At 62.5% G+C, this 13,855-nt stretch carries 13 protein-coding genes; 7 read left to right on the top strand and 6 right to left on the bottom strand.

Annotation, left to right across the window (positions count from 1 at the left end; all coding sequences use genetic code 11):
* Positions 1 to 233 precede the first annotated feature (233 nt).
* Both N7568_RS20300 and dinB read right to left on the bottom strand, forming a co-directional pair.
* Complete coding sequence (locus tag N7568_RS20300; protein WP_261611573.1) at positions 234 to 602, bottom strand: DUF3040 domain-containing protein; 369 nt, start codon at positions 600 to 602, stop codon at positions 234 to 236.
* A gap of 239 nt (positions 603 to 841) precedes the next feature.
* A complete protein-coding gene (gene dinB, locus N7568_RS20295; protein WP_261611572.1) occupies positions 842 to 2,104 on the bottom strand; it encodes a DNA polymerase IV in 1,263 nt (420 codons plus the stop codon).
* 72 nt (positions 2,105 to 2,176) lie between these two features.
* Here dinB and N7568_RS20290 point away from each other — a divergent pair, with 72 nt between their 5' ends.
* Both N7568_RS20290 and N7568_RS20285 read left to right on the top strand, forming a co-directional pair.
* On the top strand, positions 2,177 to 2,740 hold the full coding sequence (locus N7568_RS20290; protein ID WP_261611571.1) for a hypothetical protein: 564 nt from the start codon (positions 2,177 to 2,179) through the stop codon (positions 2,738 to 2,740).
* Positions 2,737 to 3,831, top strand: coding sequence for a polyprenyl synthetase family protein (locus N7568_RS20285; RefSeq protein ID WP_261611570.1), 1,095 nt, complete (start codon positions 2,737 to 2,739; stop codon positions 3,829 to 3,831). The genes N7568_RS20290 and N7568_RS20285 overlap by 4 nt, the downstream gene beginning before the upstream one ends.
* A 111-nt stretch (positions 3,832 to 3,942) precedes the next feature.
* Here N7568_RS20285 and N7568_RS20280 read toward each other — a convergent pair whose 3' ends face one another.
* The gene (locus N7568_RS20280; protein ID WP_261611569.1) at positions 3,943 to 4,296 is read right to left on the bottom strand and encodes an Rv2175c family DNA-binding protein; all 354 of its coding nucleotides are present in this window, start codon (positions 4,294 to 4,296) and stop codon (positions 3,943 to 3,945) included.
* A gap of 259 nt (positions 4,297 to 4,555) precedes the next feature.
* On the opposite strand from N7568_RS20280, the gene N7568_RS20275 reads away from it, so the two are divergent.
* On the top strand, positions 4,556 to 5,896 hold the full coding sequence (locus N7568_RS20275) for a LysM peptidoglycan-binding domain-containing protein (RefSeq protein WP_261611568.1): 1,341 nt from the start codon (positions 4,556 to 4,558) through the stop codon (positions 5,894 to 5,896).
* A 74-nt stretch (positions 5,897 to 5,970) separates the two neighbouring features.
* The gene (gene pknB, locus N7568_RS20270) at positions 5,971 to 8,043 is read left to right on the top strand and encodes a Stk1 family PASTA domain-containing Ser/Thr kinase (RefSeq protein ID WP_261611567.1); all 2,073 of its coding nucleotides are present in this window, start codon (positions 5,971 to 5,973) and stop codon (positions 8,041 to 8,043) included.
* A 62-nt stretch (positions 8,044 to 8,105) separates the two neighbouring features.
* On the opposite strand, the gene N7568_RS20265 is transcribed toward pknB, so the two are convergent.
* Both N7568_RS20265 and N7568_RS20260 read right to left on the bottom strand, forming a co-directional pair.
* Positions 8,106 to 9,509 carry a class II 3-deoxy-7-phosphoheptulonate synthase gene (locus N7568_RS20265; RefSeq protein ID WP_261611566.1) on the bottom strand — a complete coding sequence of 468 codons (1,404 nt, stop codon included), beginning with the start codon at positions 9,507 to 9,509 and terminating at the stop codon, positions 8,106 to 8,108.
* Positions 9,510 to 9,575: 66 nt separating this feature from the next.
* A complete protein-coding gene (locus N7568_RS20260; RefSeq protein WP_261611711.1) occupies positions 9,576 to 10,379 on the bottom strand; it encodes a lysophospholipid acyltransferase family protein in 804 nt (267 codons plus the stop codon).
* A 109-nt stretch (positions 10,380 to 10,488) separates the two neighbouring features.
* Here N7568_RS20260 and N7568_RS20255 point away from each other — a divergent pair, with 109 nt between their 5' ends.
* From N7568_RS20255 to N7568_RS20245, 3 genes are read left to right on the top strand one after another with little or no spacing between them, the layout of a single operon-like run.
* Complete coding sequence (locus N7568_RS20255; RefSeq protein WP_261611565.1) at positions 10,489 to 11,277, top strand: alpha/beta hydrolase; 789 nt, start codon at positions 10,489 to 10,491, stop codon at positions 11,275 to 11,277.
* Positions 11,274 to 12,077 carry an alpha/beta hydrolase gene (locus N7568_RS20250; RefSeq protein WP_261611564.1) on the top strand — a complete coding sequence of 268 codons (804 nt, stop codon included), beginning with the start codon at positions 11,274 to 11,276 and terminating at the stop codon, positions 12,075 to 12,077. Before N7568_RS20255 ends, N7568_RS20250 begins: the two co-directional genes overlap by 4 nt.
* Positions 12,064 to 12,621, top strand: a complete 558-nt coding sequence (locus tag N7568_RS20245) for a hypothetical protein (RefSeq protein WP_261611563.1) — start codon at positions 12,064 to 12,066, stop codon at positions 12,619 to 12,621. Before N7568_RS20250 ends, N7568_RS20245 begins: the two co-directional genes overlap by 14 nt.
* Before the next feature lie 30 nt (positions 12,622 to 12,651).
* On the opposite strand, the gene N7568_RS20240 is transcribed toward N7568_RS20245, so the two are convergent.
* A complete protein-coding gene (locus N7568_RS20240) occupies positions 12,652 to 13,710 on the bottom strand; it encodes an ROK family protein (protein WP_261611562.1) in 1,059 nt (352 codons plus the stop codon).
* Positions 13,711 to 13,855 lie beyond the last annotated feature (145 nt).

Genomic DNA, 13,855 nt, shown 5'->3' with positions numbered 1-13,855 from the left:
GTACGTCAGACCGCACCCAAGATCACGGCCGCCGGCCATGGAATCCTTGCCGAAATCAGCTCGTGGTGGTGGAAAGTGGAGCAGGGGGTGGGAAGTTGAGGGGATCCCTGGAAATTGGCCTTTAAACGCGAAAAGACCCGCAGTGCGGGTCTTTCGTTATCCCCTCAAGAATGTCAGGGGCGTGGGTGAATCAGGATGGCCTCAACTGTTGACCATGTCACAGGCTCGGACCATCAGGAGTCGTCGCGGCGGCGTTCATCCCAGCGTTCTTCCAGACTGCTCATGAACGAACTCTTGGGTTTGGTCTTTCCGGGCTTTCCCTTATTGGCCTTGCCGAAGGCTGCCCCACGCAACGTGGCGAAGTAGACTCCAGCACCCATGACAACGAAGCCGAGGACACCTACCGGTATCGCCTGCATCGAGACCCCGACAAGCAGAAGGAGGATACCGGCAATGGCGCCCAAGACGCCGATGATCACATGCCGGGTAGACCAACTGCGGATGGGATCCGAACCCATGGTGTTGGCGAACTTCGGATCGTCCTCATGAAGTTGCTTTTCGAGTTGCTCAAGCAGCTTCTGTTCGTGCTCCGAGAGGGGCATCGCGACCTCCTTTAGTCAGCCAGCGTCGGGACATAACGCGTCCTGTGCGTCTGTTACCCAAAACGATCGGACTAAGAAAATCGTTCCCGGAATTCCCTCTTGGTTCAGCGGGCATCCCAGGGCCGACTGTTCAGGAAACAGTTTGTCCAGACGATCTAAATCTCTGTAATAAATAGGATAGTTTGTCCGACGCCGTTCTGAAAGACGCACGGAGCCCTGCGGGACCAACCTCACAAGCATCAGGTGCCTGTTGGAGGTTTCCCAGGTTCCAAAAGCCGGGCTGGAAGCAGCGTTTTGGACCCGAAACGTTCGGAGACCCGGTCCAAAGCCTGCTCGGCGGCCCGCCAGTTGTCGTCCCGGCGATCCAGGCTCAGCTGCATGGATGTTTGACCGGCTGGCTCCAATTGCTCTGCCCGCACACCCACCAGCCGCACGCTCTGGGGCCGGGATCCCAACGATTCCAGGAGCTGCACAGCCACCTGGTAGATCAGCTGCGCACTGTCCACCGGCGCATGCACGGTCCGGCTGCGCGTGACGGTGGAGAAGTCCGAGTACCTCAGTTTCAGGGCAACGGTCCTGGCCAGCATGCCGGCACTCCGCAAACGGGAGGCCGTTCGGTGCGACAAACGCAGCAACTCCCTGTGAAGCAGGGCATTGTCACCGGTGTCGATGGTGAACGTCTCCTCTGCCCCGATGCTTTTCTCGAGCCGGGTGGGGGTCACAGGTCGCGGATCGATTCCCATGGATAGCCGGTGTACGTGTTCACCGCTGGCACCGAGGACTTTCTTCAAAGACGCCAAGGGAGTGGCTGCCACATCCGCCACAGTGCGGATGCCAAGGCGCGCCAGCACTTCTCCGGTCTTCCCGCCGACACCCCACAGGGCGTTGACCGGGAGGCTGTGCAGATACGGAATGGTGTCTTCGGCATCGATCTGCAGGATGCCGTCAGGTTTACACCTGGTTGATGCGATCTTGGCCACGAACTTGGTGCCTGCGATTCCAACTGATGCTGTGATGCCAAGTTCGGACTGCACCCTGCGGCGGATGAGGTGCCCGATGTCCAAAGGTGACCCAAGCCGGCGGATTGCCCCTCCAACGTCCAGGAAGGCCTCATCAACGCTCAGTGGTTCCACCAGCTCCGTTATGGAGGCGAAAATCTGCATAAGTTGGGCGGAGACCTCGTAGTACACCGCGTGCCGGGGATTGATGATCACCGCGGCGGGACAACGCCTCATGGCAATGGACATCGGCATCGCGGACTTGACCCCCGTAGCCCGGGCCTCGTATGAAGCAGACAGCACCACGGACCGCTCCGCGGGGAACCCCACAATCACCGGTTTCCCCCGAAGATCGGGACGGCTTCTGAGCTCGACGGAGACGAAGAAGGCGTCCATATCAACGTGAAGTATGCTGGTTCGCCTCAGTTCCCGCAGCGCATCACCAGCACTGCGGGCGGACTCCTGGCCGGCGCCTGGGGCGCCACCAAATGCTTCCTGCCTCACATCGGCAATACTATGCCCGGCCACTGACTAAACTGGAGGCACAGTCAGGCTCAGCCCCCGGAAGGATACCCTGTGAAGCTCTTTGGAACTCCTCAATCGCGAGGGTTTGCCCTGCTCGCAGTAAGTGTCGCAGTGGCGGCCTCGGCATGCACGCCGTCACCGGGCGGAACGGCAGCCCCGTCCCCCTCGGATGTTTCCACATCGTCAACACCGGCCCCCGCCGCTTCCGGCTCCACGTCTGCACCCGAAACCACCGCGTCCACGGAGTCGGCCACCCCTGCACCAGGTGCGACGGCGACGGTGAATGCGCTGGTTCCGGGGTTCCCTGAGCAGCTCATTCCGGTGATGCCCAAAACGTCCGTCCGTTCCAGCAGCTTCGACAAGAGCGCTGCCCTGGCCACAGTGGCCCTCGTTGGCACGGTGAAAGCCCCGCCGGAAGGTGTTGTGGACTACTACAAGACCTCACTGGAGGCGCAGGGCTTCAAGCTTGTCCCCGGTCCGGAAGCGGTGGGCAATGTAACTTCCCTCGATTTCATCCGCGGTGACGGTGAGACCGTAAACGTGTCGATACGGCAAAAGGAAGGCGTTTCCACGTTCACCATCGGCGCCAACGTGGCGTCCGGGTCCGTCAAGTGACGGCCTTAACCCACGTGGCATCCGAACAGTCGCAGTTCATCAGCGGCGTCGCCGACAGACTGAGTGGATTCCTGTCGGAGCAGCAGGACGTCATGGCTGCGGTATCCGCGGACGTCGCTCCCCTCATCGGATCGATTGCCAATCTGGTCACTGGCGGCAAACGCCTTCGGGCGTTGATGTGCTACTGGGGTTGGCGGGGGGCGGGCGGCCACGCAGATGACCCCGACATCATTACTGCCGGATGCGCACTCGAACTTTTCCAGGCAGCAGCACTGATCCATGACGACATCATTGACCGGTCCGATACGCGCCGGGGTGGCCCCAGCGTCCACAAACGCTTCGGCCAACTCCACGAAATGAACGCCTGGGCTCTGGACAGTGGACGGTTTGGGGACGCAGCGGCCATCTTGACCGGCGACCTCTGCCTGTCCTACAGCGAGGAAGCCTTCACCGACATTGGTCCCCGGGCCGCTTCCGGAACCCCTGCACGACGCATCTTCAACGTCATGAGGGCCGAGGTCATGGCCGGTCAATACCTCGACATCCTGGAGGAAGTGGCTGGCCCTGTCCGCGATCGGGGCAGCTCGGTTGACCGCGCAAAATCGATCATCCGGTACAAATCGGCTAAGTACTCCACCGAACATCCGTTGGCTTTGGGGGGCGCGCTGGCCGGAGCCCCTGACGGGCTTCTGAAGAAATACTCCGAGTTCTCATTGCCACTTGGCGAGGCGTTCCAAATGCGGGACGACGTCCTGGGAGTCTTCGGAGACCCTGAAACCACTGGCAAACCGGCAGGCGACGATCTGCGCGAGGGCAAACGCACCGTTCTGGTTGGCTTTGCCATCAATCAGGCATCTGCAGCCGAAGCGGATTACCTTGACCGCATGCTCGGCAAGCCGAGTCTCGGCGAAGACGAAGTAGCCGAAATCCGTCACATCATGGTTGCATGCGGCGCTTTGGATGCCACCGAATCCCTGATTTCGGAGTTGAGCAACCAAGCCTTTGAAGCGCTGGAACGCTTGCCGCTCCACGATGTGCCGCTGACGGCACTGCGCCAACTGGCCGAGGCCGCTGTCAGCCGCGCCGCCTGAAACGACGGCTCCATTACCGGCACGAACGTGACATGAGACAGACGACGGCGGTAGGAACCGCCGTCGTCTGCTTTTTGTTCGGTTCGCGCCGGTGAGGGCGCGGTGGCGCTGCTACCAGGCCAAAGACTGGGCGCGGCGCCTGATCTCAGTCTTACGTCCCTCGCGCAGGGCATCAACAGGACGCCCCCGAAGTGACTCGTCCGGGGTGAAAAGCCAAACGATCAACTCTTCGTCGGTATAGCCAGCATCGCTGAGAACGGCAATGGTTCCCTTCAAGCTGTCTACAACATGCCCGTCTTGGATAAACAGGGCCGGGATTGAGCGGATATTCCGTTCTCCCCGCCTGATGGCTACAAGCGCACGCTCATCCAGAAGTCCGTGGACTTTGGTGATGGAAACTTCCAACTGCTCGGCGACATCCGGCAGCGGGAGCCAGTCGGAAACAAGGCTTTCTACATTACTCACGAATCAAGGTTGCCACGCCGCCCCTCCCGGCGCCTAGCCGGAGTCCTGCGCCGGCCTTGGCCGCCTGTTGTTAAGCCGTCTTTCCATTGCCAACAAATTGGAGTGAATAATCCCGAACGGCTGGAATTGTTGTGCCGATTCATTAAGTGTGAGAGATTCACACTGATCACACTTGCACCATTGATAACATCAGTAACATTGGTAACACTGGCAACAGCGCCACCATTCACCCCCCGCTGTTGAGATGAGGACACTTTTCATGACGACGCCCCGCTCGCCGAAACGAACCATGAGCATGCCGGTTATCGCGGCAACCACGGCTGCGCTTCCCGCCGTGGTTTTGTCCTCGCTTGCCCTGGCCCAACCATCCATGGCTGCACCGGCACCCCAGCCCCGCAAGGTCCCCGCCACGCTTGCTGCCGCCATGAAGGCACAGGCCGTCAACGCCGGCACCGTTATCCCGGCCCAGTCGGTCGCGACGACCCTCCCGGCAGCCTTGCGCCCCATGGCTCCCACTGTCCCGGACACTTACACGATTGTCCGCGGGGACACCATCAGTGCAATTGCCCGCAGATTCAATCTGGACACCAACGCGCTCCTCCAGCTGAACAAGCTCACCGCCACCACGCTGATCTACCCGGGCCAGAGCATCAAACTCACGGGTGCAGCCACCCCGGCGCCGGCGCAACCTGCCGCCCCTTCCGCTCCCAGCGCCCCCAACAATGCAACGGTCTACACCGTGGTATCCGGCGACACCTTGGGCGCCATTGCCGCCAAGCATGGTGTGCCGCTGTCCAGCATCTTCAGCTGGAACAACCTCAACGGAAGTTCCATCATCTACCCAGGCCAGAAGATCAAGGTCAGCGGCGGATCCGCTCCCTCGGCTCCCGCCGCCCCGACGCCTGCTCCTGCTCCTGCTCCCGCTCCTTTGGCCGGCACGGGCACTTACACCATCAAAGCCGGCGACACGCTGAGCTCCATCGCATCCCGCCATGGGGTTTCCCTGAGTGCGCTGATGACGGCCAACAAGGTGACGGCCACCACCGTTATCTACCCCGGGCAAAAACTCACCATTCCCGGCGCCAGCCTCCAGCCCGCCGGTGAAACCAAACCCCTGGTCCCCAGCACATTCCTGGGGTTCACGTACCCGCCGGCCGTCGTCAGCTCAGCGAACGAAAACAAGGCCCTGCTGAACGCCTCCCCGGTCCCAAGCCGTGCTGAAATGAAGAGCATCGTGGCGGACACAGCCCGGCGCATGGGGGTCAGCCCATCCTTGGCGCTGGCCTTCGCCGAGCAGGAATCCGGCTTTGACCAGCGGGCAGTTTCGCCGGCCAACGCCATCGGCACCATGCAGGTCATTCCTTCCTCGGGCCAGTGGGCCTCCGATCTGGTGGGCCGGAAGCTCAACCTCCTGGACCCGTATGACAACGCCACTGCTGGTGTCGCGATCATCCGGGCCCTGATCGCCACGAGCAAGGACCTGGACACGGCAATTGCCGGTTACTACCAAGGCCAGTACTCGGTCAGCAAGTACGGCATGTACGACGACACCAAGCGTTACGTCGAGTCGATCAAGGCCCGCCAGCGCACTTTCGGCTAGACCTTCGCAGCACCTCGGAAGGGGCCCGGATCCCAGGTGGATTCGGGCCCCTTCCCTGCCTCGTTTAGGATCGTATGGTGCAAGAACCAACGCAGGACCACCTCATTGGGACCATCGTGGACGGGCGATACATGGTCCGTTCCCGCCTTGCAAGGGGCGGTATGTCCACTGTTTACCTGGCCACGGACCAGCGCCTGGAGCGCGACGTGGCCCTCAAAGTCCTGCACCCGCACCTGGCCAACGATCCCACGTTCCTGGAGCGCCTGAGCCGCGAAGCGAAAGCTGCCGCCAGCCTCTCGCATCCCCATATCGTCGGGGTACTGGACCAGGGCGAGGACGGACACATCGCCTACCTCGTCATGGAGTACGTCAAGGGACACACTCTTCGTGACGTTCTCAACGAACAAAGCGCCCTGCCGCCCCGGCTTGCCCTCGCTCTTATTGATCCTGTCATCGAAGGTCTCGCCGCGGCCCACAGTTCAGGCTTGATCCACCGCGACATCAAACCCGAGAACGTACTGATAGCCGATGACGGTCGCATCAAGGTGGGTGACTTTGGCCTGGCAAGGGCAGTCTCGGCCAACACCAGCACGGGCGCCTTGATTGGAACGGTGGCGTATCTGGCTCCCGAACTGGTCCTCGGACAACCCGCGGATGCCCGCAGCGACATCTACTCGGCAGGCATCATGCTTTACGAGATGTTGACTGGTCAGCAACCCTATTCAGGCGACTCCCCCATCCAAGTCGCCTACCAGCACGTCAACGCAGTGGTCGGACGCCCCTCCGAGGCCGCTCCCGGCCTGGCCGAGGACCTGGACGAATTGGTTCAGTGGTGCACCGCGGCCGACGCCGAGAACAGGCCGGTGGACGGATCTGCCTTGCTGACCGAGCTCCGCCACATCCGCACCACACTTACCGACGAGGAACTCGATCACCGGCAGGGTCCGGTCCCCACGCCGTTCCCACCTCCGCCCACTGCCGCCACCACAACCCTCGGCAGCGCGGCAGCGAACCCTACGGAGTCGCTGCCCGCCACGGCGTCGCCCACTGAATTCATATCCCACCAGAGCAACCCCACCACCATCATGGCCGCCGGTGGTTCCGCGCTTCAGCATTCCAGGGCAGCCACGTCTGGTGCGGATATCGACCAAGACCTTCGCCAACCCGGTAAGCGGGAACTCAAGAGGCTGGAACGGCAGCAGACCAAGGACCGGGCCCGCGCAGCGGCCACACCGGTTCGGCCGCTGCGCGAAGGCAACCCCCGCCGACGTGGCGTGATCTGGGCCGTCGTGATCGTCATTCTTGCGATGCTTGCAGCATCCGCCGGATGGTTCTTCGGTATGGGACCGGGCTCACCGGGGACAGTGCCTGACGTCAAGAACAAGACAGTGGCCGAAGCACAGCAGCTCCTCCGCACCGCAGGATTCCAGTCGGAACCACGAGACGTCTTCGACGACGACATACTGGCCGGGCTAACCGTGGGAACCGAACCGGAATCCGGCGCAGAAGTACGGAAATTTCAGCCCATCACCCTCTTTGTCTCCAAAGGAGCCCAGCTTTTCGCGCTGCCCGGCTTGACCGGTGGCAGCCTTGCCGAAGCCAAAACGGCGCTAAACGCCGCCGAAATGGCCCTTGGCAACGTCACTGAAGCGTTCGACGAGAAGGTTCCTGCCGGCGTCGTGATTGCCCAGGACCCGGCCAAGGGCATCGAGGTGCGGCACGGCACTCCGGTGGCTCTGGTGGTGTCCAAGGGACCTCAGCCCATTCCTGTGCCGGACGTACGCGGCTTGGCGCAGGACGCTGCCGTCAAGGCCCTTCAGGATGCCGGGCTGAAAGCCGTTGTGGCTCCGGAGACCGTCAATGACAAGACGGTGCCCAAGGGCGCTGTCGTCTCGCAAGCTCCGGCCAACGGCACGCTCATCCGCGGCGAGGCGGTGACACTGACCGTGTCCAAGGGACCCAAGATGGTGAAGGTTCCGAACTTTGTAGGCAAGCAAGCCAAGGAAGCCCGGCAGCAGCTGGAGGCCCTGGGTTTCGAAGTGAAGGTCAATGAGATTCTGGGGGGATTCTTTGGCACCGTCCGGGACCAGAATCCCGTAGATAAGGACGTTCCCGAAGGATCGGTCGTAACGCTGACAGTCGTTTAGTTCAGGCGCAAAAGACAAAAGGCGCGGCCCGGGAATCCGGACCGCGCCTTTGTTGTGCGTTTTTATCGCTTGGAGAGGGCTCCAGCCACCAGGAAGGCCATCTCAAGGGACTGCATGTGGTTCAGGCGGGGATCGCACACTGACTCATAGCGGTCCAGGAATGCGTCCTGGTCGACCGGGTCAGCGCCGCCCAAGCACTCAGCAACGTCGTCACCGGTCATTTCGACGTGGAGACCGCCGGGTACCGTGCCCAAAGAGTGGTGGACCTCGAAGAAGCCACGTACTTCATCGATCACGTCATCGAAGTTGCGGGTCTTGTAGCCGTTCGGCGAGGTGACAGTGTTGCCGTGCATCGGATCTGTCACCCACAGCACCTGGGCGCCGGAAGCAGTGACGCGCTCGACGACGGCCGGCAGCTTTTCGCGGATGTTCTTGGCACCCATGCGCGTGATGAACGTCAGGCGTCCCGGTTCCCGGTTGGGGTCCAGCTTGTCGATCAGGCGCAATGCGTCATCACCACTGGTGGTGGGTCCGAGCTTGACGCCGATCGGGTTCCGCACGCGGGACAGGAAGTCCACGTGGGCATGGTCGAGTTCGCGGGTACGCTCGCCGATCCACAGGAAGTGTGAGGAGGTGTCGTAGGGCAGACCGGTCCGTGAATCGATGCGGGTCAGCGCACGCTCATAGTCCAGCAGCAGTGCCTCGTGGCTGGCGAAGAACTCCACCCGCTTGAGTGCCTCGAAGTCCGCGCCACAGGAGTCCATGAAGCTGATGGCACGGTCAATATCGCGTGCCAGCGATTCGTAGCGGGCGTGCGCCGGATTTTCCGTGAAGCCCTTGTTCCACTGGTGGACCAGGCGAAGATCCGCAAAACCACCCTGGGTGAAGGCGCGGATGAGGTTCAGCGTGGAGGCGGAGGTGTGGTACGCCTTGAGCATCCTGCCGGCATCATGCGCGCGGGATTCCGGGGTGAAATCGTAGCCGTTGACGATGTCGCCGCGGTAGGCCGGAAGCGTGACACCGTCGCGGGTCTCATCATTGGACGAGCGCGGCTTGGCGAACTGGCCGGCCATGCGCCCCATCTTGATGACGGGCATGGCCGCGCCGTAGGTCAACACCACGGCCATCTGCAGGATCGTCTTGACGCGGGCGCTGATCTTGTCCGCAGTGGCAGCCTCAAAAGTCTCAGCGCAGTCGCCACCCTGCAGGAGGAACGCTTTACCCTGCGCTGCAGCGGCGAGGCGCTCCCGGAGAACGTCCACTTCGCCGGCGAAAACCAGGGGCGGCACCACGGAGAGCTCCTTGACGGAGGCCTTGAAGACGTCAGCGTCCGACCATGTGGGCTGCTGGGAGATCGGCAGGTCCCGCCAGGCGTCGAGCCCGGGATAGTTCGCTGCCCCGCTCTGGGCGGTGCTGGCGAGAGGATCTGCTACGGAGGATGCGGTGTTCGCGGTTAGCTCAGTCACCCTTCAAGAGTAGTAGCCTCCGGCAAGGTTGCGGGACCGGAGGCGTAACCGATGCTGCCGCCTGCGTCACAGTTTCCGATGTGATTCGTCCCCATCAGGCCCGGGTTCGTTGATGTTCTCCGCGATGTCATCAGCGATGTCATCAGCGGCGTCCTCGGCAACCTCTACCTTGTGGACGGGCTCGGGCCCCTTGCCGGCCAGCCGGGCCTTGACCACAGCGGCGTACTCATCCACGTACTCCTGGCCGGAGAGCCGCATCAACTCATACATGATTTCGTCGGTCACTGCCCGCTGGATCAGCCGATCGTCCTCCATGCCGTAGTACCGGCTGAAGTCCAACGGCTGCCCCACAATGATGCCAATCCGGCGGATACTCGGCAGCCGTTTGCCGATCGGCTGGACTTTCTCCGTCCCGATCATGGCCACGGGCACCACGGGCACCCGCGTTTGCAGTGCAAGCCTGGCGACGCCCACCTTGCCGCGGTAGAGCCTGGCATCGGGGCTGCGCGTGCCTTCCGGGTAGATTCCGAGCAGGCCCCCGCCAGTCAGGACGTCCTTGCCGGCCTGCAGTGACATCTCCGACGCGGCGCCTCCCGAACGGTCCATGGGGAGTTGGTTGCTGAGCCGGAAAAACAGCGCCGTGAGTCGACCTTTCACACCTTTCCCGGTGAAATACTCGGACTTGGCCAGGAAGATCACCGGCCGGTGGACCATCAGGGGCAGGAAGATGGAGTCCGAAAAAGAGAGATGGTTGGACGCCAGGATCGCCGCGCCGCTTTCAGGAACATTGTCCAGGCCCTTGACCCAAGGCCGGAACAGGATTTTAAGGATGGGACCCAGAAAGATCCTCTTCATGACCCAATAGAACACGTTTGTCCTCTCACGGCCGACGGTTGGCATGCTTCCGGCAACCCGGCCGGCACTCAACTGCAACCCTACTCCAGTGAGAATTCTCCGGAACAGTGACACGATGGGACCCATGACGGAACGCCACACACCCGCCGCGCCGCTCGCCTTCCACCATGCCGGACACGGGCCCAATGCCAGTATCGGAGTGGCTATTTGCCACGGCTTCACGGGCAGCCCGCTCAGCATGCTCCCCTGGGCCGAATACTTGGCCTCCCAAGGATTTGCTGTTTCCGTGCCGCTCCTCCCCGGCCACGGCACCAGTTGGCAGGATCTCGCAACCACCCGTTGGCAGGACTGGTACCGCACCTTTGAACAGAGCTACCTGGACCTTGCGGCGCAGACAGAAACCTGTTTCGTGGCAGGCCTATCCATGGGAGGCGCAGTGGCCCTTCGGGTGGCCTCGCAGCACGATGTTCCCGGGCTGGTTCTGGTCAACCCCGGCCTCAGCTTCTATGACCGCCGGGTGAAGTATGTGGGCGCCCTGAAGTACGTCATGCCCACCACCACTCCCATCGTGGAGGACACACCAGCCCCGGCCACGGCTGAGACCGGGGACTATTCCAAGACGCCCCTGAAATCGGTGCATGAACTCAAGAAGCTCTTCCGCGCGGCGGCACGCGGGTTGCCCAGGGTGAAGGCTCCCGCATTGGTGTTCAAGTCATCAGTGGACGGTGTCATACCGCCAAGCTCCGTGGCCACCATCAGGAGGCACATCGCATCATCCCGCTTGAAAGTCGTCACGCTCCCCCACAGCGGCCACGTTGCCACGATGGATGTTGATGCCCCCACCATTTTCGAAGAATCAGCAGCGTTTTTCCGTCAGCACGCCAGCGACAGAGTAGCCTCAGAGTCATCATGAAAATGCTTCCGGATTTCTCACCGTTCCTCAGCAGCTGGAACGGGACAGGACCGCGCGTCGGGGTAGTCATGTCCCACGGGTTCACAGGAAGCCCGCACAGCGTCAGGCCGTGGGCTGAGCATCTGGCAGCGGCCGGATACGCTGTCAGGCTGCCGTTGCTGCCCGGTCATGGCACCACTTGGCAGGACATGTCCACCCGCTCGTGGCGTGAGTGGCACCGGGCCGTGGATGACGCCTACCTCGAGTTGGCCAAGGAGTGCGACTATGTCTTCACCGCGGGCCTGTCCATGGGAGGCACTCTGGCGTTGCGGATCGCGGCCACCCGTCCGGTGGCAGGAACTGTGGTGGTCAATCCGGGGCTTGTCCTTGATGACCCGCGCGCTGTCATTGTCGCTGCGCTCAAGTATGTGGTGAAGACAACTCCGGCCATCGCCAATGACATCCTTAAACCGGACCAGGATGAGGGAGCCTACGCCCGCACTCCAGTCGCGGCAGCACACCAATTGAAGAAGATGTACAAAGACACCGCGGCCATCCTGCCGCGCATCAGCTCTCCAGTCCGGGTCTACAAATCCACCGTGGACAACGTCATCTCGAATGCGAGCCTGGAATTCCTGCGGTCCCGGGTGGGTGCACCCGTGGATATCAGCTATTTGGGCAACAGCTACCATGTGGCCACGCTCGACAACGATGCCCCGGAGATCTTCGAGGGTACTGTGGAGTTCATCCAAAAGACCGTCGCAGCCTTGGCCGGACACGGGCCGACCGCCGAAAAGGACACAGCCCATGAACAGGCCTGATCCCAACTCCGCTGATCAGAGCGCCAACAAAGACGATGACGCCGTATGGCTGGATCTGGTGGCCCGGCTAGAGGCCACAGGGTCCTCTCCGGAAGGGGAACCGCCGGCGTCCGATCACGCAGAGTCTGCTTCAGGCAGCGCCGGGCAGTCACAGCGTGAACCAAACAAGACCTTCAGGGATTTCGATCCACTCGGATTGTCCACGCCGGCTGCGGAGCCAGCGGCTGACGTGACGGCAGTTCCTGCCGGCGATGAAGAAACGGGCCGCCCGCTGGGACCACGCGACTTCGAGGTCGATGACGAGGACGACGCCTTCGTCCCTGAAGATCCCCCCAGCCTGGCGGGCACAGAGCCCTTGACCATGCTGGCGTGGGTGGGTGCTGTGGGGGGACCCGTTGCTTTGCTTTTCACGGCAATGTTCTGGCGGTCAGCACCCCTTGTTGCGATCCTCGGTATTGTTGCCGCTTTTGTTGCGTCCGTGGTCTTCCTCATCATGAGGCTTCCGCAGGAAAAGAATGAGGACGACGACGGCGCCCGCATCTAGGTGCCGACGCCGGCTGGGGCGCCGCGAACCTTAGCCGTGCGCCCTCCCGCTGACCCGTGAAAGGTCCGCTGCGCCGATCATGCCGGCACGGGGGCCAAGAGCCGCCAGTTCGATGCCCGCCATGGGTCGGAATCCTCTTCCGGTCAGGTTCTTCGCAAACGATTCCCGGGCCGGTCCAGCCAAGAGCTCCCCTGCATCGCACAGTCCGCCGCCGATCACGAACATGCCCGGGTCCAGGGCTGCGGCGAGATTGGCCAATCCCAACCCCAACCACCCGCCTTGGTCCGCCAGGAGTTCCCGCGACGTGGCATCGCCTTCAAGAGCCAAGGCCGTCACAGCGGCCCCGGTGAGGTTGTCTGCGGTCCCGCCCGCCTTCTTCAGAAGGGCACGGCCCTCCGGGGAGTTGGTCCGCACGAGCTGCCGGGCTTCACGGCCCAGCGCATTACCGGAGGCGTACTGCTCCCAGCACCCACGGTTGCCGCACTCGCAACGGTGTCCGCCGGGAAAGATGATCTGGTGCCCGAACTCGCCTGCCACCCCGTAGCGTCCCCGTTCCACCCGGCCATCCATCACCATGGCACCGCCAATGCCCGTGCCCAAGGTGACGCACACCAGGCGGCTCTCACCTTGGCCGGCACCGAAGCGCCATTCCGCCCAGGCTGCGGCATCAGCGTCGTTCGTCAGAAGGACCGGACGCCTCAGCAGCTTCTGCAGGCTCGCCCGGAGCGGTTCGTTGCGCCAAGCCAGATGGGGGCTGAACAGCACAGTGCCGCCGTCGAGGTCCATCCATCCAGCGGCGCCGATACCCACGGAAGACACACGGTGATCGGCGCTGAGCTCGTCCACCAGTTCCACGATGGTCTGCTCTACTGCCCGGGGGTCCGCACCGGGAGTCGACCTCCGTGCCTCAGCGAGGACCCGGCCCTCGGCGTCCACCACACCGGCAGCCACTTTCGTCCCGCCAATGTCGATGCCGATCGCCAATCCCCGTCGGCCAAGATGGCTGCGGCGGGCGGCCCACGGCACGTCTTTCCATGCTGTGGCCGTTGGCTTGGGTCTGGCGCGAAAAGTGGACCGTAGTGCGGGCATCCCATCATCTTATTGCGCGCGCGCTGCCCAACGGGAAACAGCACCTCGAATGGTCCCAAGTTGCTTGAAATGAGGGGGAATCCGTAAAGTTACTCGCCAGTAGGTGAAATAGAACACACCTCCGCGAGCGGGCATACTAGAGTGA

This window comes from Paenarthrobacter aurescens, from assembly GCF_025421775.1.
GTDB classification, from domain to species: Bacteria; Actinomycetota; Actinomycetes; order Actinomycetales; family Micrococcaceae; genus Arthrobacter; species Arthrobacter aurescens_B.
The sequence above is the reverse complement of the archived record's forward strand: the minus strand, read 5'-3'. Positions and strand labels throughout refer to the sequence as shown.